Below are 19503 nucleotides of genomic sequence, written 5' to 3' on the forward strand. Positions count from 1 at the left end.
CTACAAACTAAAAAGAGTTCGGGGGTGATAAAGTTTCTATCAACCTCGAACTCTTTTTTTATGATTTTTCTCCAATCGTTACAAACTGGAAAGATACTTTTCCTTCCAAACCTTTAATTAGTTTTTTTACTTTAACATTTTCATTAACCAATGTATTATCTGTCGACATTTTAGGTTTTTCGTCACCTAGAGATTTTTTCAAATGAAGAAGATGCATTTTCATTTCATTTGCCTTTATTTCTTTATACACACTATTTTTTGCTACAATCATATACCATTCCGTTGAATATTTACGATTGTTACCTATCCAGGCATCACTATCGTATGTAACAGGAATCTCTTCCCCTCCTATTTTAATACTTTTCATAGTCTTATCGTCTTCACTTGTAAATAATAGTGACCCTTCTTTTGGGAATTTCGGTAACGTATCTATAATATAATTGGAGCCATTATCTTGTTTTCGAAAAAGTTTTTCTTTAATCAATGCTTGTGCTGTAGATTCATTTAAAATTAAGACATTTCCATTTCCAACTTCCCCTTTTTTCACAGAAAACACTTCATTTTCTTCCGTAATTTCCTGATAACGATTAATAATTGGTGAAATATTATTTTCATCTCCAATAATTAATACACCGTTTGCAGGAAATGAGTTGTCCTTTTTAGAACATGCACTAAAGCTTATTAAAAGTATTATAGTTAACATAAAAATAGTTAATATTCTTTTCATCACGATTCCTTTCATCATACAGTTCATTTTTCCACATACTTTAGTGTAGTCTTACAAGCTAATAAATTCTATTGCTCCATAACCTTATAAAGCTTTTGCAGGTAACGCCAACGGGTTATAAAGAAATATAAAACTTGTATACATATAAATGAAATTAAAATAACGATAGAGCTATTTATGATAGAAAAATCGACTAATTGCTGTAATGCTATATAAGCAACTACAGTATGAATCACTGCAACGAAAATTGGTAAAAAGAACATTAATAATAACTGCCTCGTTACAACTTTTTTCAACTCACCTTTACTTAATCCCATTTTCGAAATCATTTTATATTGCTGTTGGTCGCGATCCAAATCTGTATATAATCGGAAATAAATAAAACTAGCGGCGAATGTAAAGAAGACGATTCCAATTAAAATACTTACCATAAGTAATAAACCATTCTTTTGCTTTGCTTCCAACAAGTTTAATGTTAAAGCTTCAAAGTAGAAATCTCTGTCCCTAAGATTTTTATCGAATATACTCTTTAATTGATTTGAAATCTCTTTCGTTTTTATCCAATCATCTACAACAAATCCGTAAGTACGATATGGAATTTCTTTATTAACTGGGTCACTAGTAAGAGGTATTCCATCATATACCTGATCTTGAACAGCGATATAAATAGTTCTAGAATCATGTGGTAAAACTAAATTTTCTACAGCTTTTTTCACATGAAATGTCTTTGTCCAGTCACCTTGAATGACTTCTATATTCTTTTTATACTCGCCATTTTTAAATTCTTGTTTTTGTGATACGACTCCAGGAATTAATAAAATTTCATCTTCTTTTTCAATTGTTTCTTGTTGATAGCCTAGTGCTTTAGCAAGATCGTTGTATTCACTTAACTTCATTACATTTACGCCATTTTCTGTGTATATATATGAAGATGAAGCCATTCGATACGGAATATTAGCATCAGAAAGGTGTTTTTTTATAATAGAAAGATTTTTATTCAATACTTTGTCATTTTCAAAACTTCCATACAAAAATGTATACGGATTTGTCATCCTTACCAAATCCCTATTTCCAATTGCGGCCGTTGTACCAATTGCTGTAAATGCAACTGCTGAAACAATAGATACTATAAAAAACATCGTTGCATTATCTTTCATACGGTAAATTAATTCAGAAAATGTTAATATATTTGTTCTCTTTAAAAAGAAAGATTCTCTCCTTTTAGCAAGGTGCAGTATATACACGCTACACTGTGTATATAAAAAGTACGTTCCTATAATTACTAGAAGCACACCTATTCCAAGCGTAATAAAATTGGTACTTGGTATGAAGCGAAATACTGAAAAATATCCATACCCTATACTAATTAAAGAAAGTATCGATAATAAAACTGAAGATTTCGGTTCAGGTTTTGGCTTTTCCTCTGCTCGAATAAGTTCCACAAGTTCCGTTACTTTTATCATTTTAAATGTAAATAATGAAACAATTAAAAACAAGAAAAGAAATGTAATAACTGTTAATAATACAGCCTGCACTGGTATATAAAAAGGTAAACCATTATTAATCATTAATACACTTGCACTTATCAATAAGACTAGTTTAGAAAATATGAGTCCAATGAAAATCCCTATACAAATTGAACCAAGTCCAATCAACATATTTTCAATTAATAATAATTTCTTAAGCTGTCTCATTGACATACCTTGCATCATTAAAATACCAAATTCTTTCTTACGCGTTTTTAAAAACGAACTAACTGAATATAGAATGAAGAAAAATGAAAATACAAAAATCAATCCTTGCGAAACTGAAAATCCCAATGTACCAAATGCACTTATTGTTGCACTTGTCGATTTCAACTCACCTTGTAAATCAGGATGAAATAATAAAAGAGCATACGTAAAGAAAATCATAATAGAAAATGCACTACTTAAAAAATGGGCAGCATATGTACGCTTATTGCGAAAAATATTATTAAATGCGAACTGACGAAAAGTCATGCCTTTTCCCTCCTAACAAAGAAAGGACATCCATAATCTTTTGATAAAAAGTTTGCCTACTTTCACCACAATAAATTTCGTTATATAGTTGACCATCTTTAATAAAGATTACTCGGCTGCAAAAGCTCGCTGCATACGGATCATGTGTAACTAACATCATCGTTGCTTTTTCTTCTTTATTTAGAGTATCAAGCATCTCCATTACATCATTTGAAGATTTAGAGTCTAAATTCCCTGTTGGTTCATCTGCAAGTAACAATTGCGGCTTATGAACGATCGCACGAGCAATTGCTGTTCTTTGAGCTTGTCCCCCTGATATTTCAAACGTTCTTTTACTCAATATATCTATAATGTTTAATTTCTGTGCAATCTCTTCCACTCGTTTGTTCATATCTTGCACAGAAACACCATCTAAAGTCATCGGCAATACGATGTTTTCTTTTACAGTAAGTGTGCTAAGAAGATTAAATGATTGGAAAACAAATCCTAATTGTTTTCTGCGGAATAACGCTAATTCTTCTGATGATAATTGGAAAGGATTTGTACCATTAATAAATATTTCTCCCGATGATGGAGAATCAATAGTAGATACCATATTTAATAACGTTGTTTTCCCACTACCTGACGGGCCCATAATTCCTACAAATTCACCTTCTTGAATTGATAAATCAATATCTACTAATGCTTTAAAAGGTACTTTCCCTCTATATACTTTACTAATACTATTTGCCTGCAAAATTTCCATTTATATTCTCCCTTCATTTCCACCGCTCACTATAGAGTGTAAATGAATTGTCTTACAGCTCATATTGATTCATCTTTCATTTATCTTACACGCTTGTAAGATTTCTAAAAAAACTGATAACAAACCTATTTTCAATCTATAAACAAAGCATATCTATCTTATAATATTTGCATATTGGTTTGAATTACAATGCTATTTTCTAATCTTTATTTTATTAATATGAAAAGACCGATTTTTATCGGTCTTTTTACTTTCAAATATTATATTTTAACTGTTGTATGTAGTTAAAGCATATTTGAGTTACCCATTAAATACTATTTCACTTTATAATAACCTCTGCAAAAAAAATGAGTGCTTCGGTTTCATTGCAATCAAAAACGAATTGTAAATATCTGAGGCGGAAATGAATGTGTTTATCCAACATATAAATAATAAAATTGATTTAATATTTCCTGATACAAAGAACGACATCATGGCAGGTACTACTGATAATACAATAATAGGCAAGCTCATAAAGACCCAAAATCTCGTTTTGGATAAGACTGCATTTGTATTTAGCCCAAAAAATCTTTTACTAAATGTTAAGCTAATATCCCCTTTTTTACTTATTACTAAAATGTGTAAACATTCGTGAATGATAAAGATTAAGGTACCTATGCGGGATAAAATGAATATAAAAAAGCTTAGAGTTTTAGCTCTAAGCTTTTTTATGATTTCGTATTAATTCCTTTTACTGCACAATATTTTTTATCCATTCAGATTTACTCAATACATAATGATTATATAGTTGATTTGCTATCTTGTGTTCACTCAAATAAGTAAACCCGCATTTTTTAATAACTTTATTTGATGGTACATTGTTAATTAAAGTAATTGCGTTAAGGACAATTAAATTTGTTTCTTTAAACAAATAGTCAATTAAGCCTTTAGTCGCTTTTGTAGCATAGCCATGATTTTGATGTTTATTTGAGATAGCATACATTATCTCTCTGTTTGGTGAAGGGAGTTCTTCTTTCATGCCTGTGCAGCACCATCCAATGCATTCATTTGTAGCTTCCTTAAATATTCCTAGCTTTAACATATGATTATCTATGTTATTCGTAGTTTTCACTGCCTCAAGAAATGCTTTGTTTGCTGGTATTTCATAATTTGCAATCCAATCCACCCTTTGTTCTTTCGTCGATTTCCAGTCTGGTAAAAACTTTTCTATTTCCGGTTGATTGGCTATTTTATAAATACTTTCTGCATCTTTGACCATAAACCCTTGCAAGTATATATCTCCACAATCTATTCTAAATAACTTAGTTGAACTCTCTTCTCCCATGTTAATTCCCCTTACTTACGTTATAACGCCTTTATCTGCTTCGTAAGTTCTATAAATCGTTCATCAAGTTCTTTATATTCTTTGTCGTTAGAAGTTAAAAAGCTTAATTTCCCTAATACTTCTTGTCTCTCTGTTTCTAACGTTAAACGTAGCTCTTCAATATTATCTCTTGTTTTAGTAGGTTCTTCTAGCTGCTTTTGTATCGTATTGTTTAAAAACACGAGTTTTATGTTAGTTGTTTTCTCTAGAAAATATCGATCGTGAGAAACAATTATTAATGTTCCGTTATACTCAGCTAATGTATTTTCAAGTTGTTCACGTGAAGGTAGATCCAAGTGATTCGTCGGTTCATCTAAAATGAGTACATCTTTTTCATCTAAAATATAAGCCATTAGCTTACATTTTACTCTTTCTCCCATACTCATATGCTCAATCGGCTCTTTCCATTGAGAAGCTTGGAACCCTAAATGTTTCATTAAATTTTGGACTTTTCCTCTTTCTTCAAACGTCTCTTTAAAAAATAAATCTTCTGGCGTTTTGTCCAGTGGCAAATCAAAAACCTCTTGTGTTAAATAACCGATGTTTGCAGATGGTGAAATCCATATTTCTCCTTCAGCAGTTTCCGCTCCCATAATCATCTTCAGTAATGTTGTTTTCCCGCTACCGTTTGGTCCAACAATTGCAACTTTCTCACCGTGCTGAATTGTAAAATTAACGTTTTCAAATAATGCTTTTCCATTAAATTCTTTTTTTAATTGCTTTACTTCTAAAAAGCGTTTTCCTACTTTTTTACTCGCTTGAATAGAGAACTCAATTGAATACTCTTCTTTCACACGTTCTACTTTCGTTTTCTCCAGCTCTTTTTCGAGACGTTTTCTTTTTGACTTCACTTGCGCATCCATTCGTTTCGCTTTTACACGATAAAACTCTTTAAAACTTTCTTGTTTTGTAGACTGCGCGTGTGCCTTTTGTGACCATGAACTTAATTCTTTTATATGTGTTTCTACTTGTTCTATCTTTTTTTGCTGCTTTTCATATTCTCGCTGCTGCGACTTCCTTCTTTGCTCACGTGCTTTCATGTAGCTTGTATAATTACCACTATGGTCAATTAATTTTTTGTCCTCAATTGACCATATTTTTGTTGCGACAACATCTAAAAAATATCGATCATGCGATACAACGATAACTGTACCTTTCATATTTTTTATTTGTTTAATGAGAAATTCCGTACTCATTTCATCTAAATGATTTGTCGGTTCGTCTAATATTAAGACATTAGGATTTTTAGCAAATCCTTTTGCTAATCGAATTTTTAACTTTTCACCACCACTTAAAGTATGAAAATCGTTCGTTGGCACGCCCCATTTCGCAAGCAGTTCTGCTTCTTTTGCAATTACATCGTTACTAATAAAAGATTCTATTTCTTGCTCAACATATGCGGTTGTCATATTCATTTGCTGCCATTCAACAATCCCTTTTGAAGGCTCAATCTTTCCATTTATTAATTGAAGTAACGTTGATTTACCAGCACCGTTTTTACCAATTAATCCGATAACATCCCCTTGTTTTACTGTCACATTCATTTTCTCTAACAACATATTTTCTTTTATTTCAACATAAACATCATTTAATTTTAATAGTTCTTTCATAATACCGATCCCTTTCATTAAGGGAGAATAAAAAAATCCTCCCAAATAAATTTGGCAGGATTAGTCGTTAAAATATTTACACCCAAATAAGCTATTACGCAACATAAATAGCAATACCGTTGTATGGAAATCGGGCAGACTAATCCTATTTTTTAGAAATTGAAATTTATTGAATTTCAACATTTAAAAATAAGATTAGTTAATCATCGTCCACCCATCATTCCTTTCCCTCATTAGTAACCATATTGTACCATAATAGTACTGTATGAGTAAATGCAATTATTTGTGCTGCTAAAAAAGATTGCTTTCTTTTAAGGTCTATTCATTATTTCTTCACTTCATATCGAACAAGTATCAGCCACATTTGTTGTACTACTTGCTTTAGCTTTCCCTAGCAATAAAATTGTAAGCATTCCCTCTTATATAAATTTTATATAAATTCATCATAAATCATATATTATACATACTAAATTTCAGTTCTTATAATAAAGGTATCATTTTTAAGGGGTGGTTCTACAATGGAATTTAGTAAACTAGGAAACAGTGGATTAACAGTAAGTAAAATCGCATACGGGAACTGGATAAACCATGGTGGAAAAGTAAACGAAGATACTGCAAATGATTGTGTAAAAGCCGCACTAGATGTTGGAATTACAACGTTCGATACTGCTGATGTTTATTCGGACACGATAGCTGAGGAAGTACTTGGCCGATCTTTGCAAGGTATACGCCGAGAAAGTATAGAACTATGTACAAAAGTATGCCATCCGACCGGTCCTGGAAAAAATGATCGTGGATTATCAAGAAAACATATTATAGAAAATTGTAATGCATCGTTAAAACGATTACAGACAGACTATATCGATATTTATTATGCACATAGATTTGATATAACAACTCCTCTTGAGGAAACAATGTTAGCTTTCTCAGATCTTGTAAGACAAGGTAAGGTTCTCTATTTAGGCGTAAGCGAATGGACATCAGAACAAATTACCCGTGGTGCAGCACTTGCACGCGAATTGAACATTCCATTTATCGCTAGCCAACCTCAATATTCGATGTTATGGCGAGTTATTGAAACTGATGTGATTCCAACATGTCAACGTGAGGGACTTGGCCAAATCGTATGGTCGCCACTTGCACAAGGTATTCTTACAGGAAAATATCAACCTGGTAAACCATTACCGAATCAATCGCGTGCTAACTCCGATGCTGGAAAACCGTTTTTTGACAAACTCGTGCAACGTTGGATGAGTGATGATGTGCTTACCGCTATCCAGGAAATTAAACCTATCGCACAAGAAATTAACCTTACCTTATCTCAACTCGCAGTTGCTTGGGTATTACAAAATCCAGCTGTTTCTTCTGCAATTATTGGTGCTTCAAATCCGGAACAAATAAGAGAAAATGTAATTGCTTCTAGTGTTAAATTGCAACCTGAAATTATGGATCAGATTGACAGTGTATTAAAAGGTTTCGCTGAGTATGATACTAGTAAAACAGGTTGAATCATGAGTAAGTTTTATCTATAAATAAACACCCCTTGCCAACTTCCCACAGCCCATCCTATAAAGATGGGCTGTGGGAAGTCATATAAACCTCTCTAACAACTGTTAAAAAGTTCTTTAACACGACAGACTTTTCATCCTTCCTCCATCCAGCATATAAATTTATTTCCGGTGTATTTTCTAGAATATCTTTATACATCACTCCTGATTTTTTATAGCTTTCCACCGAGGATGGAACGACAGAAATCCCCATTCCAGCTGCAACTAAGTTTACAATCGTTTGCATTTGAACTGCTTCTTGAACAATATTTAAACTTACCCCATATTTCCAAAAGTAACTAATAATTAAATCATAAAAATTTGTACCGAAATGACGAGGAAATAAAATGAATGGTTCCTCCACTAATGATTTGATTGAAATATTAGGTAACGAAACGAAAGGGTGATTTTCATGCAAAACCAACTTTAAACACTCTTCAGAACAAACTTCAGAAGATAATATTTCATTATTTTGCTCCGAACGAATAAATCCAATATGAATTTGTTTTTCGTAAAGCGCTTTTATTTGTTGGTCTGTTGTCATCTCACGTAATATGAGCTGAATTTTTGGAAAACGTTCTCGAAATGTTTTTAATATGCCTATAACTGTTTCTGTAGAATCGACAAAACCGATGATTAAATGCCCGATTTTCCCTTCATCTGCAAGCTGTGTTTCTTTAATCGTTCTATCTACTTGAAGTAATGTTTGCCTAGCACCTTCTAAAAAGACTTTCCCCGCCTCGGTAAGCTCAACCATCCTTTTTGTCCGGTGAAAAAGTTGAACTCCTAATTCTTCTTCCAATTTTCGAATTTCTTGACTTAAAGGCGGTTGTGCCATCATAAGACGCTCTGCTGCACGACTAAAGTTTAATTCTTCTGCCACCGTTATGAAATATTTCATTTTACGAATATCCATTTCAAGCCTCCTATCATTCGCAACTTCTATAAGATTCTATTTTTATTATAAAAAATGGTTCATGTATGTAGTCTTACATTTATTCTTATTGGGTTCATTTTGCCTCTCTTATCTATAGAATATTTCATTCTCCAATGTTATCAAGGGTACAAAACAAGGCTAAAAAACTTATCTCCAAAGTTCTTTAGCCTTGATTACTTTTTACACATTAAAAAATATTACTCGCACTACCGTACCTTTACCAACTTCTGAATGGATTTCCACACTATGTCCTAATTGTTTTGTAATTTCATATACAAGATATAGCCCCATTCCTGTTGATTCTTTAAAATCTCTACCGTTTTCTCCTGTAAAGAAAGGTTTGAATACTCTTGGTAAATCTTGCTTCGGTATACCTACGCCATTATCAGCAATTTCAAGTATAACGGTATTACCTTCCTTACAAGCTTTCATTTTAATCTTTTCTCTACTACCTGATGAATACTTAATCGCATTCGATAGTATTTGTCCGATTAAAAACTTTAACCATTTCACATCACTTTCTACAGTAATGTCCTTATCAATTTCAAGCTCTGGATATACAAAATTCCGTATAAAGAAACGTTTATGTTCATGTACCGAATCATTCACTATTTTATGTAGTTGTACCCTTTCTACATAAAAATCTTGTGTGAACGCTTCTAATCGTGCGACATATAGAGCCATTTCCAATCCCTTTTTTAATCGGTCTGTTTCCTCATTTATACTTTCAAAACGTGAATCTACTTCATCCTGTGTAATTAATTCTATTACAGATAAAGGTGTTTTCATTTGATGGATCCACTGATTCATAAAGGTTAAATGGTCATTATTTTTTCTCTCTTGTATTTGCAGCTGATTTTGATAATGTCGATATTGCACCTCAAGTAGTTCTTGAAGAGCAGCCGATACAGCTGCAAAATCAGATTTTTGAACAGATTCATCTAAAGATTGCATCGGGTTTGCTAGGCGCTCATAAAAAGAACGATGTGTAAAATAACGAAACACTAAATAACTTCCCATAAAGAAAACACCTAGAAACATTGCGTATAACGCCGTTGTAATATGATTATGCCCATCAAACCAATATACGAGAAATATAGCTAGTAGTTGAATTATGGTAAAGCAAATAACTGGTATATGATCACGTATAAACAACCTTATCATTTTTCTATACCATTATCCCAAGTAATGTGCAATCTATATCCAACACTACGAATCGTTTCAATCGCACCTTCTATATGTAACGTTTGTAACTTTTTACGCACACGTGTTGTATTTACACTTAATGTATTATCATCAACATAAGATTCACTATCCCATAATTTATTAAGTAACACTTCTCTACTCACAACACGCGGATAATTTTTCATTAATGTCTCTAATAAAATAGCTTCGTTTCTCGTTATATCAATTTCGTCGTTTCTAAGTTTCAATACAAGCCTTTCAGGATATAAACAAAGGCCTTGTTGCTCAATCATTCGCTCTTCTAGTTTCGGTGCATAATCTCCATATGCACGTCTTAAATGACTACGAATTTTCGCCACTACAACTTCATAATGAAAAGGCTTCGGAATAAAATCATCGCCACCGTTTTCTAACGCCATAACTTGATCCATCGTACCTTCACGAGCCGAAATGAATAGTATCGGACATGTAGAAACACCGCGAATTTGACGACACCAAAAGTACCCATCAAAACTCGGTAAATTAATATCTAATAAAACTAACTCTGGTTGTTCTTCTAAAAAAATGTCTAATACATTTTGAAAGTCCGATACAATAACTCCTTGATAACCATATTTCGCAACATGTGTTGATAATAGTTCTGCAATTTTCATATCGTCTTCTACAATCATAATTTTGACCATTATTGAACTCCTTTTTAATCCACAATCTCAAATATACTTATATAAAATAAATACTACCTCTTTTCACAAAATCCGTAAATTAAAAAAGGGATGCTTTTATACAAAAGTATCCTTTTTCGTCCCTTATCTATTTAATATGAAATTTACTAAAAGTAAATCCTAGTTTCTCCACATAATCCATTCCTAGTTCCATACGCGCCGTTTTCAGCGGATCAACAACTTGGCAAACTTTTAAATTACCTGCTGCCGATAATAAAAGAGTTGCATCAGCTTTAGACATTTCTAATACTTCATGTAAAAATGTCACCATATTACGTACAGCACGATTTGCTGCATCATCTAACAATTTCTCTGAAGCAATCGTCATCATTTTTTCTTTTTGAATAGCCATTGGTAATGGCCATTGTTTTCCTTTTATCGTTTGAACTGTTACCGTTACCTCACCAGCAACCTCTACACCACTAACACCAATTTCACCATCACCCATTGCTGCGTGTAAATCACCTAATGCTAATAGTGCTCCTGGGACATTAACTGGTAGTAGTAGTGTTGTTCCTTCTTTAATTTCTTTACAGTCCATATTCCCGCCGTGATCATGCGGTGTGCCACATGAAATGCTCTCTTCTTTCGGTGCAGTACCAATTACCCCAATCATTGGATTAATCGGGATTTGTAGTTCACTTGAAAACAAAACATATTCATTATGTATTGGGACAATTTTCACTGTATTTTCATTTAACTCATCACCCATTACACCAAGGTTTGCACCTGTAGTTAAAACGCCCTGCTCTGCAATTTCAATTTTTTCAATCGTTACGACTAATATATCGCCAGGTTCTGCTCCTTTAACATATACAGGTCCAGTCGCTGGATTAATTCGGTTCCAATCTAATTCTTGTAACACAACATCTTCAGAATCGATTTGATTTTCAAAGCAATCATATGTTTCAAATACAAGACTGCTCCCAATTTCTACTTCCATACACGGCTTATTTTCTGGTGACATTGAGTAAATGATATGGTCTTTATGAATTCGATACATAATACCTCTCCCTTTTATATTTATCTACTATTACTAATTAGCTTTTTTTATACAAGCTCCTCTTAAAATTAAATGTTATTTTCATGTAAAAAAGCACGCAGATTGTTTTATAACATACACTCTTTACTATAACAGAAAGGTGGTATCACTATGCCCCTTATTCCATACAACGAAAGTGATGTTGATTTACTAGCTCGATTAATTCGTGCTGAAGCTGAAGGCGAAGGTCGCCAAGGTGAGGAGTTAGTTGGATGCGTTGTAGTAAACCGTGTATTTTGTGATTGCTTAGATTTTAAACAACTCCGTACCGTACGAGACGCTGTATATCAAAGCCCCGGCGGATTTGAAGCAGTACAATATGGATATTTTTATCAACGCGCTCGTGAATCAGAAAAAGAAATCGCACGAAAAGTTTTACAAGGTCAATGGCGCTGGCCTGCACGATGGGCTCTTTGGTATTTCCGTCCAGTTGGAGCTTGTCCGCCTGAATGGTATAATCAGCCATTTGTAGGACAGTTTAAAAGCCATTGTTTTTATGAACCAAGTGGTGATGAATGTCCGAAAATGTATTCACGATAGTAAAATTTGCAACGCAAGTACTTAGAAATTTTGGTACTTGCGTTGCTTTTAACTGTGTTTTAGAAATCTAATAGTGTGATGAAATTTTCTATGCCTACTACATGTATTAATAATGGTATACGAGGACCATTTGATTGATTCATAATGAGCTTATATATAATAGTGAATAATTGTTTTTGATTTTCTTTCATTATTTTTTTATTTTCATGATGACAAATCGCATATAATTGCTCCATTAAGTGAGAGTAATCTTTGTTAGAACGAAGTATATCGCAAACTTCTACTAACCATTCTTTCTGTCTTTCATCCAATGTGTTGTAAAACTCTGTATTTCTCTCTTGATTTACCGCAATTAATTTTTCAGATTGAAAATTTCTTATCCAATACTCTGTGCGATTACTCACCGCTCTCATTTCATCTAATGCATAGCTCCTATCTATTTTCTTTAATATCCCCTGTAAAATAGTTGAATCAAAATTTAATAATGGTAACGTTCCTGCTACTTGATTAAATTTCGGATATTCTTTAAACCCGATAGTAACTCTAGAAAGTTTAATTGCATCAAGTAAATCTTCATTTTTGAGCGTTTTATTTTCATAACTATCTTTCAATCGCTCATATTCTGTATAATTGCGAATCACATCTTCATCAAGACCGATATGAAAAGCTGCGTTTGGTCTATATTTTGCAAACATAAACAGAATTACTTCTGGTAAATACACTTTTAACAACTCACTAGGTGTAATACTATTTCCTGAAGAACTAGACATTTTTTCATGATTGCCTTTAATTCCAATAAAATCATAAGCAACATAATGAGGAGCTTCACGATTGAATATTTTCCTTGCAATTTCTTTTGATACATTATAACTACCCGTTTCTGATGAATGGTCTCTGCCACCCGGCTCAAAAACAACCTCCTCTATCATCCATCTCATCGGCCAATCGATTTTCCAATTTAGTTTCATTTTATTTGTATTTAATACGGATAACTCTTTTTCATTTCCGCATTCACATTCATACCGGATTGTTTTTAATACTTCATCAAAATGTGTAATAGTTGTTGTATCTTTCCCGCACCTCTCACAATATAATGTAGCTGGATAAAAGCTCTCTCGCTCTTCTTCACTACACTCTCCAGTTTTAAAATCCATTAAAATATTATATATATCTTTTCGTTTATACAAAGCCTCTAATATATTTTCGTTATACCTTCCGCTTCTATATTCATCATGTTGATAAATAAATTCCACTCCAATTCCAAATGCTTGAAGCGATTTTTCAAACTCTTTTTCAAAATGCTCCGCATACGAGTTATGACATCCATACGGATCTGGAATATCACAGTATGGCATACCAATATACTTTGCAAAAGATGGATCAATATTTTTTGGAACTTTTCTAAACCTATCATAATCATCCCACGAAAATATAAAACGAGTCTTTTTCCCTAAATCTTGAAGTGCTCTTACTACGAAATAAGTCGTTATGATTTCACGAAAGTTCCCAATATGAACAGAACCTGACGGACTAATTCCAGATGCACAAACAAACGTTTCTTTATTTGGATGTTTCCTAATTAATTCATGTGCTACTTCATACGCCCAATGCATATATTACTCACCTCAATTATTTTTTTGTTTTCTAATTTCCAGTTTTATGCAACAAAAAAACTCTCACCCCCAAGATTATTCATCTTGAGGACGAGAGTTGTTAGCTTCGCGGTACCACCTCAGTTTGTTAATATGTCACCATATTAACCTCTTCAGGTACGGCAAAATATGCTTATACCCTATCTCTATAACGGGAGAACCCGTCGCACCATCCCTAAATAAATTAGTTCCTTGCGCAGCTCCAAGTCTTTTTTCGTTAAGATGTATACCGCTCTTTCTCAGCTACCAGAGCTCTCTGTACGTATTCTTTCTTAACTACTCTTCTCTTCTATGCCTTAAATATTAGTTTTTTAATATGATAATTTATAACACTTTTATTGTCAAACTTTTCCGAATCGAAATCGTAAAATTATCTAAAAAAATTCTTTATCGCTTCTAATTGAATTTTGTGGCTACACTCATCACAACAATATGCCCCTTTTGGTTTCTCTTTAAATCGCTTATATTTTTCACTACCTTCGTAAACACGAAATATATTCTTACAAGAAAAGCAAACAATTTCATAAAACATCATATGCATTTTCCTCTCCTTGTTTATATATACACTTTTTTAATCACTTGTGAGAAGGTCATTTTTCTACATTATAAATTTTAATATCCTTTGACTAAAAGGTTTACCTCTATTCTTATCGAATTATATTAATATCTTATAACGCGAGGTGAACATCTTGTTCAGTAATATAGAATTAGTTTTAGATGCTAAAGCAAGTTTAGCTGAAGGACCATGTTGGAATGAAAAAAAGCAACTTTTATATTGGGTTGATATTATGGAGAGAAAATTATGCATATACAATCCTACCGCTAATACGAACCGAGTAATTGCTCTCAATCAACAAATTGGCTGTGTTGTTCCATATTTAGAGGATGTACTACTCTTAGCTATGGAAAACGGCTTTTATTCTATTAATGTAAATACAGAAAAACTGACACATATTTTTGACCCCGAACAACATTTAATAGAAAATCGTTTTAACGATGGAAAATGTGATCCCGCTGGTCGTTTCTGGGCAGGTACTACAGATACATACGGTATTAATGCTGCAGGTTCCTTATATTGTTTACATAATAATTTGAGTGTAGAGAAAAAAATTTCACATGTAAATACTTCAAACGGAATGGCTTGGTCACCTGATCATACATACCTTTACTTTATAGATACACCTACTAAAAAAGTGGTTCGCTATCAATATAATATACGTACTGGAGAAATTCATAATCCAAGTGATGTAATCATTTTCTCTGAAAATGACGGTCTACCTGATGGTATGACAATTGACGAAGAAGGTTGTTTATGGATTGCACATTGGGGAGGTTCAAAAATAACTAGATGGAATCCCTCTACTGGAGAACAAATATTAAGTATTCCAATTCCTGCGTTATATGTAACATCATGTACGTTTGGTGGGCCTAACTTAACTGATTTATATGTTACAACAGCCAGAACAAGAATGACGGATGACGAATTAAAACAGTATCCACATGCTGGTGGTATTTTTCGAATTCAAACAAATGTTAAAGGCTGCCCCACCTATTCATTTTGTAATGAAAATATTGGAAGTGACACAATATGAACCGTATCGATTACATAAGACAAGAAGAAAAGGAATATCACGATCTTTGCTATGAACAATATAAACTATTTGAAACTGGATCTTGGCTTCACAAGCCGGTTAAAACAGTTATGGATTTAATGGACTACTTTGAAGAGAAAAACAAATTACAAGTGCTTGATCTTGGCTCTGGCGTCGGTAGAAATAGCATTCCAATTGCACAAAAGATTAAAAATGCTAGCGGAACTGTTACATGTGTTGATTTACTTGATTCCGCTTTAACAAAGCTACAAATTTATAGCAAAGAACATGACGTATTCGAGGTTATAAAAACAGAACAAACAGCAATTGAAAACTATCATATTAGATCTAATACTTATGACTATATCGTTGCAGTATCAAGTTTGGAACATGTCAAATCAGAAGAAGATTTTAAAAATGTACTCCAATCTATGAAAAGAGGTACAAAAAACGGCGGTATTAATTGTTTAATTATTAACTCTAACATACAAGAAATTGATTCAATAACGAATGAAGAATTAGAAGCTTTAATTGAAATTAATCTTTCAACCGAAGAAATGATAAGTGCTTTAAAAAGCATTTATAAAGAATGGAAAAAACTAAAAGTTGAAATAAAGGAATTAGCTTATAATATAGTTCGTAATGAAAGACACGTTCAATTAAAAACAAATGCCATTACGTTTGTCGTTCAGAAATAACACTATAAAAAGTAAGAATATTTCCTCATATATTCATAGGAATACCCTTACCTTTTATTTTGTTATTAGTTTTCGCATCATCTAAAATATAATTTTCATTCGAAATACTACTCAGCTATTAATTGAATTCATTAACTGGAAGAAATATTCCACTTCATGAGTCTCATTCAATTTATACCATGAATGAAGTGTATCCGGCGCAAATACATCTAATTTCCTTAATACTTCTATGGCAAATTCTAGAGGTGCTACACCCGATGCAGTAATAAGATTTTCACTGGATGCTACAGGTCCTACTTCATAAAAATTTTCTCCTTTATAAGTAGGACAAACCATTTTCATATAATCTAAATTATTACTTGTGTGATTTATAGAATCCAAGTAACCGTAATTTGCAAGACCTATAGTTGCACCGCAAATGGCAGCCACAATTGTACCAAGCCTTAAGGCTTCACCAACTTTTTTCAAAATAGGTTTATGTATTTCTTCACTCCAAGTATTCCCTCCAGGTAAAATTAATAGATCGTTACTCTCAAGGATACATTCATCTAGGGAAATATCCGGCTTTATATTCAAGCCCCCCATTGAAATAATCGTTTCTTTATTTATTCCAACTGTTACTACTTTAAAAGGCGCTACATCTTTTTTGAAATATCTTCCTGTATTAAGTTCAGCAATTAAATGTCCGTATTCCCAATCAGACATCGTGTCAAATACATATAGATATGCTTTTCTTGTTTGCATTCAATAACACTCCATTCATATACTACAGTTTTAAATAAAAAAAGTACTCTTTTCAAGTTTAACATTTTATGCAATATTTATGGTTTAAAATTCCAAATAAAAGAGCACTTGTTTCCGCAAGTGCTCTTTTCGGGGATTTTGAGATACCCTATTAACGAAAGTTAAGGTTACTTAAAGTTAAGAGGTATTTATACTATATGCTTGTCCTTTATATTTGTGCATAATCAATATATAAATATCTTTAGAAATATTTAAAAACTTTTATTTATAGTTCTTTCTGGCATTTTATCATTAAGAAATTTATTGAAGGTTTATTCTCCATGTTCTTATTTGGTTCATCAATTTCGGAAACTTGTACTAGTCCATATTTATTAAAATCTCGTTTTATAGATTCAGAATTATAGAAGAACATTTTTACGCCTTCCATTATTTCGAAATAGTCTTTATCCAACTGTTTCCCCTTCCCAAACATTGGGGCTTTTTGAGAAACAGTTGTGAAAACCATATATCCACCTGATTTCAGCTGATTATAACAACCTTTAATAAATTGCTCTCTCTCTTGCTTATTCAACAAATGTAGAAGTGCATGACTGTATATACCATCATACGATTTGTTATTAAAAGGCATCTCATTTACCGAACCATGATAGATACTAATATCTTCTAGGCCATTTTGCATTGCTAAATCAATGGCTGTTTTTGAAATTTCAATACCTGTTACATTTATACCATTATCGATAAAAACCTTTGCATTTCTTCCATAACCAATACCCGGAACTAATATATCCTTAACGTTCTTTTCAAGAAAAAATCTTTTGTCAAAATTGCAGATTCTGTAGGTTCAAATCCCCACATCGTTTGTTTTTCAATAAAACTTGATTCCAAAAATTCCATTATGTATCTATCTCCTTATTTTCAATCCATTTTTAGTATCAAATTAAAAGCATTTTTGTATTTGCTATAAAGTTTTTTCTTCTATTCATACCACTTACCTTAGTCATCGTAGCTCCATTGAATATAGCATAATAATAAGCCTATATCTAATATAAAGATTGATTAAAAATCTACCCTATTTTATTAACCCTTACGTTTATAGAAAATAAAAAAACAGCCAATATTTTTATTGTAGTATTGGCTGTTTCTCATGAGAAATCATCTTTTTATATTGTACTGATCTAATATTTTTTCTAACATTTCTAAAGTTATTGGTTGTGCTTCTTTTATTAATTGATAGCCAATACGCCCATTCGGTTCCGCTGTAACTTGCTGTAAACTCTTCACATCATGAATCCCTTTTTCTCTTAATTGCATATAAAGTTGTTGTTCTGACATTTTTGCCTGCATCAAATTCTCTTTTACAATCTCTCCGTTTTCAACAATTATAATGCTACTTCCATTTAGGAATTGTTCCACCTTCCTTGATTTCAATTCAAAGAAATGAATGGTAAGTAGTATGCTTGCAAATATGATAGCTGCAAATAGAGATGGGACTACTTTTCTACTTAATACAGGTTCTACAATAATACGGCCAATTGAAACAACTATAATTATTTCAGCTCTTGTCATTTGGCTGACAGATGTACTACCTGTCATTTTCAAAACAATTATTCCTGTAAGAGTTAATATAATACTTTCCCAAATTATATTCATAATAACCCAATCCTTTAATGGTGGATATTACTATCATTCCTATTAAAAGTGTATTTTACTTCCCTATCAAATTGTTAAACCCTTCAGACCATGATGGAAATACAGGTGTCCATCCATACTCTTTACGTGCCTTATTATTTGAAGCTCCTCTTTCCCAACTATTTTTCCCATCTTGAACTTTAGGCTTAGGTGCCCCTATCGCTGCTGCATATATCGGTAACCATTCTTTACTAGTTGCTGGATAATCATCTACAATATTTATGATTCCTGAAGGCCAATTAAGAACTAGCATAGTAGCTCTTGCAGCATCTTCGACATGTATAAACGAGCTTATCCCGTCTGATGCAATAATCTCATTATTACCATCAGAAAGTATACATATTTGTCCATTAGTTTTAAGAGCTTTTTGCAATGCATGAAATCCACTATTTGTAGCAGAACATTCGAAACCATAATTATATGTTTCTATTATTTTTTCTTCTGAATCATATATGTTTTTCGCACCAAAATTCTTTGCAAAATCTCTTCTATTTTTATTAGGCTCAACAACATCCACGTGCTCAACGCCTACATAGTATTTTAAGAAATAACAAGCGAGTAAACCAATAACTCCCATTCCAGTTATAAGTACTTTTTCATCCTGTTGCGGGTTTAGTTTCAATACTCCTTTAGCGGCATCACACGAAAGAATAGATAATAAAGCAACTTTAGGTTGTATAGAACTAGGCACTCGAATTACTTTATGCCCC

Annotated in this window: 18 protein-coding genes, 2 pseudogenes and 1 other annotated feature; of the genes and pseudogenes, 4 read left to right on the plus strand and 16 right to left on the minus strand. The window is 32.6% G+C overall.

Translation table 11 applies throughout. The annotated features are described in order from the left end of the window. Positions 1-58: 58 nt before the first annotated feature. From ASE54_RS14925 to abc-f, 6 genes and pseudogenes are all read right to left on the minus strand, one after another. Positions 59-742 carry a lipoprotein BA_5634 family protein gene (locus ASE54_RS14925; protein WP_231130553.1) on the minus strand — a complete coding sequence of 228 codons (684 nt, stop codon included), beginning with the start codon at positions 740-742 and terminating at the stop codon, positions 59-61. Between the two features lie 53 nt (positions 743-795). Further along, positions 796-2727, minus strand: a complete 1932-nt coding sequence (locus ASE54_RS14930) for an ABC transporter permease (protein ID WP_000144145.1) — start codon at positions 2725-2727, stop codon at positions 796-798. Further along, positions 2702-3472 carry an ABC transporter ATP-binding protein gene (locus ASE54_RS14935; protein WP_000404444.1) on the minus strand — a complete coding sequence of 257 codons (771 nt, stop codon included), beginning with the start codon at positions 3470-3472 and terminating at the stop codon, positions 2702-2704. The genes ASE54_RS14930 and ASE54_RS14935 overlap by 26 nt, the downstream gene beginning before the upstream one ends. Before the next feature lie 314 nt (positions 3473-3786). Continuing rightward, positions 3787-4147 (minus strand): annotated as a pseudogene (locus ASE54_RS34350) (DUF3267 domain-containing protein); the annotation flags it as partial. 55 nt (positions 4148-4202) lie between these two features. Continuing rightward, complete coding sequence (locus ASE54_RS14945; protein ID WP_000503550.1) at positions 4203-4796, minus strand: GNAT family N-acetyltransferase; 594 nt, start codon at positions 4794-4796, stop codon at positions 4203-4205. A 20-nt stretch (positions 4797-4816) separates the two neighbouring features. Beyond that, positions 4817-6445 (minus strand): ribosomal protection-like ABC-F family protein, encoded by a 1629-nt coding sequence (abc-f, locus tag ASE54_RS14950; RefSeq protein WP_002082721.1) that lies wholly within the window; start codon positions 6443-6445, stop codon positions 4817-4819. A gap of 518 nt (positions 6446-6963) precedes the next feature. Between abc-f and ASE54_RS14955 the strand changes: the two genes are divergently transcribed. Next, the gene (locus ASE54_RS14955; protein ID WP_000395976.1) at positions 6964-7953 is read left to right on the plus strand and encodes an aldo/keto reductase family protein; all 990 of its coding nucleotides are present in this window, start codon (positions 6964-6966) and stop codon (positions 7951-7953) included. Positions 7954-8011: 58 nt separating this feature from the next. On the opposite strand, the gene ASE54_RS14960 is transcribed toward ASE54_RS14955, so the two are convergent. The 4 genes from ASE54_RS14960 to ASE54_RS14975 form a co-directional block, all read right to left on the minus strand. Beyond that, complete coding sequence (locus tag ASE54_RS14960; RefSeq protein WP_000354655.1) at positions 8012-8908, minus strand: LysR substrate-binding domain-containing protein; 897 nt, start codon at positions 8906-8908, stop codon at positions 8012-8014. 201 nt (positions 8909-9109) lie between these two features. Further along, positions 9110-10093: a sensor histidine kinase gene (locus ASE54_RS14965; RefSeq protein ID WP_002082724.1), complete on the minus strand. Its 984-nt coding sequence runs from the start codon at positions 10091-10093 to the stop codon at positions 9110-9112. Then, complete coding sequence (locus ASE54_RS14970; protein ID WP_000238992.1) at positions 10090-10797, minus strand: response regulator transcription factor; 708 nt, start codon at positions 10795-10797, stop codon at positions 10090-10092. The genes ASE54_RS14965 and ASE54_RS14970 overlap by 4 nt, the downstream gene beginning before the upstream one ends. A gap of 127 nt (positions 10798-10924) precedes the next feature. Beyond that, positions 10925-11839: an acetamidase/formamidase family protein gene (locus tag ASE54_RS14975; RefSeq protein WP_000285671.1), complete on the minus strand. Its 915-nt coding sequence runs from the start codon at positions 11837-11839 to the stop codon at positions 10925-10927. Between the two features lie 150 nt (positions 11840-11989). Here ASE54_RS14975 and ASE54_RS14980 point away from each other — a divergent pair, with 150 nt between their 5' ends. Beyond that, the gene (locus tag ASE54_RS14980; RefSeq protein WP_001128402.1) at positions 11990-12418 is read left to right on the plus strand and encodes a cell wall hydrolase; all 429 of its coding nucleotides are present in this window, start codon (positions 11990-11992) and stop codon (positions 12416-12418) included. A 59-nt stretch (positions 12419-12477) separates the two neighbouring features. Here ASE54_RS14980 and lysS read toward each other — a convergent pair whose 3' ends face one another. Both lysS and ASE54_RS34355 read right to left on the minus strand, forming a co-directional pair. Continuing rightward, a complete protein-coding gene (gene lysS, locus ASE54_RS14985) occupies positions 12478-14031 on the minus strand; it encodes a lysine--tRNA ligase (RefSeq protein ID WP_003263699.1) in 1554 nt (517 codons plus the stop codon). Between the two features lie 83 nt (positions 14032-14114). Then, positions 14115-14371, minus strand: a binding site (T-box leader). 69 nt (positions 14372-14440) lie between these two features. Next, a complete protein-coding gene (locus ASE54_RS34355) occupies positions 14441-14611 on the minus strand; it encodes a DUF2197 domain-containing protein (protein WP_000551042.1) in 171 nt (56 codons plus the stop codon). 148 nt (positions 14612-14759) lie between these two features. Between ASE54_RS34355 and ASE54_RS14990 the strand changes: the two genes are divergently transcribed. Together ASE54_RS14990 and ASE54_RS14995 are read left to right on the plus strand one after the other, a co-directional pair. Then, positions 14760-15662 (plus strand): SMP-30/gluconolactonase/LRE family protein, encoded by a 903-nt coding sequence (locus tag ASE54_RS14990; RefSeq protein ID WP_000492425.1) that lies wholly within the window; start codon positions 14760-14762, stop codon positions 15660-15662. Further along, positions 15659-16360, plus strand: coding sequence for a class I SAM-dependent methyltransferase (locus tag ASE54_RS14995; protein WP_001079446.1), 702 nt, complete (start codon positions 15659-15661; stop codon positions 16358-16360). Before ASE54_RS14990 ends, ASE54_RS14995 begins: the two co-directional genes overlap by 4 nt. A 111-nt stretch (positions 16361-16471) precedes the next feature. Here the strand turns inward: ASE54_RS14995 and ASE54_RS15000 are convergent, their stop codons facing one another. The 4 genes and pseudogenes from ASE54_RS15000 to ASE54_RS15015 form a co-directional block, all read right to left on the minus strand. Further along, positions 16472-17104 carry a type 1 glutamine amidotransferase family protein gene (locus tag ASE54_RS15000; protein WP_001194777.1) on the minus strand — a complete coding sequence of 211 codons (633 nt, stop codon included), beginning with the start codon at positions 17102-17104 and terminating at the stop codon, positions 16472-16474. A gap of 265 nt (positions 17105-17369) precedes the next feature. Next, a pseudogene (locus ASE54_RS15005) lies at positions 17370-17998 on the minus strand (class I SAM-dependent methyltransferase). 258 nt (positions 17999-18256) lie between these two features. Continuing rightward, entirely contained in the window at positions 18257-18754 is a 498-nt protein-coding gene (locus ASE54_RS15010; RefSeq protein WP_001021710.1) for a YetF domain-containing protein, read from the minus strand. 55 nt (positions 18755-18809) lie between these two features. Continuing rightward, positions 18810-19484, minus strand: a complete 675-nt coding sequence (locus ASE54_RS15015; RefSeq protein WP_003258674.1) for a zinc-binding dehydrogenase — start codon at positions 19482-19484, stop codon at positions 18810-18812. Positions 19485-19503: the final 19 nt, after the last annotated feature.

Source organism: Bacillus sp. Root131, assembly GCF_001429475.1.
Lineage (GTDB): Bacteria > Bacillota > Bacilli > Bacillales > Bacillaceae_G > Bacillus_A > Bacillus_A thuringiensis_S.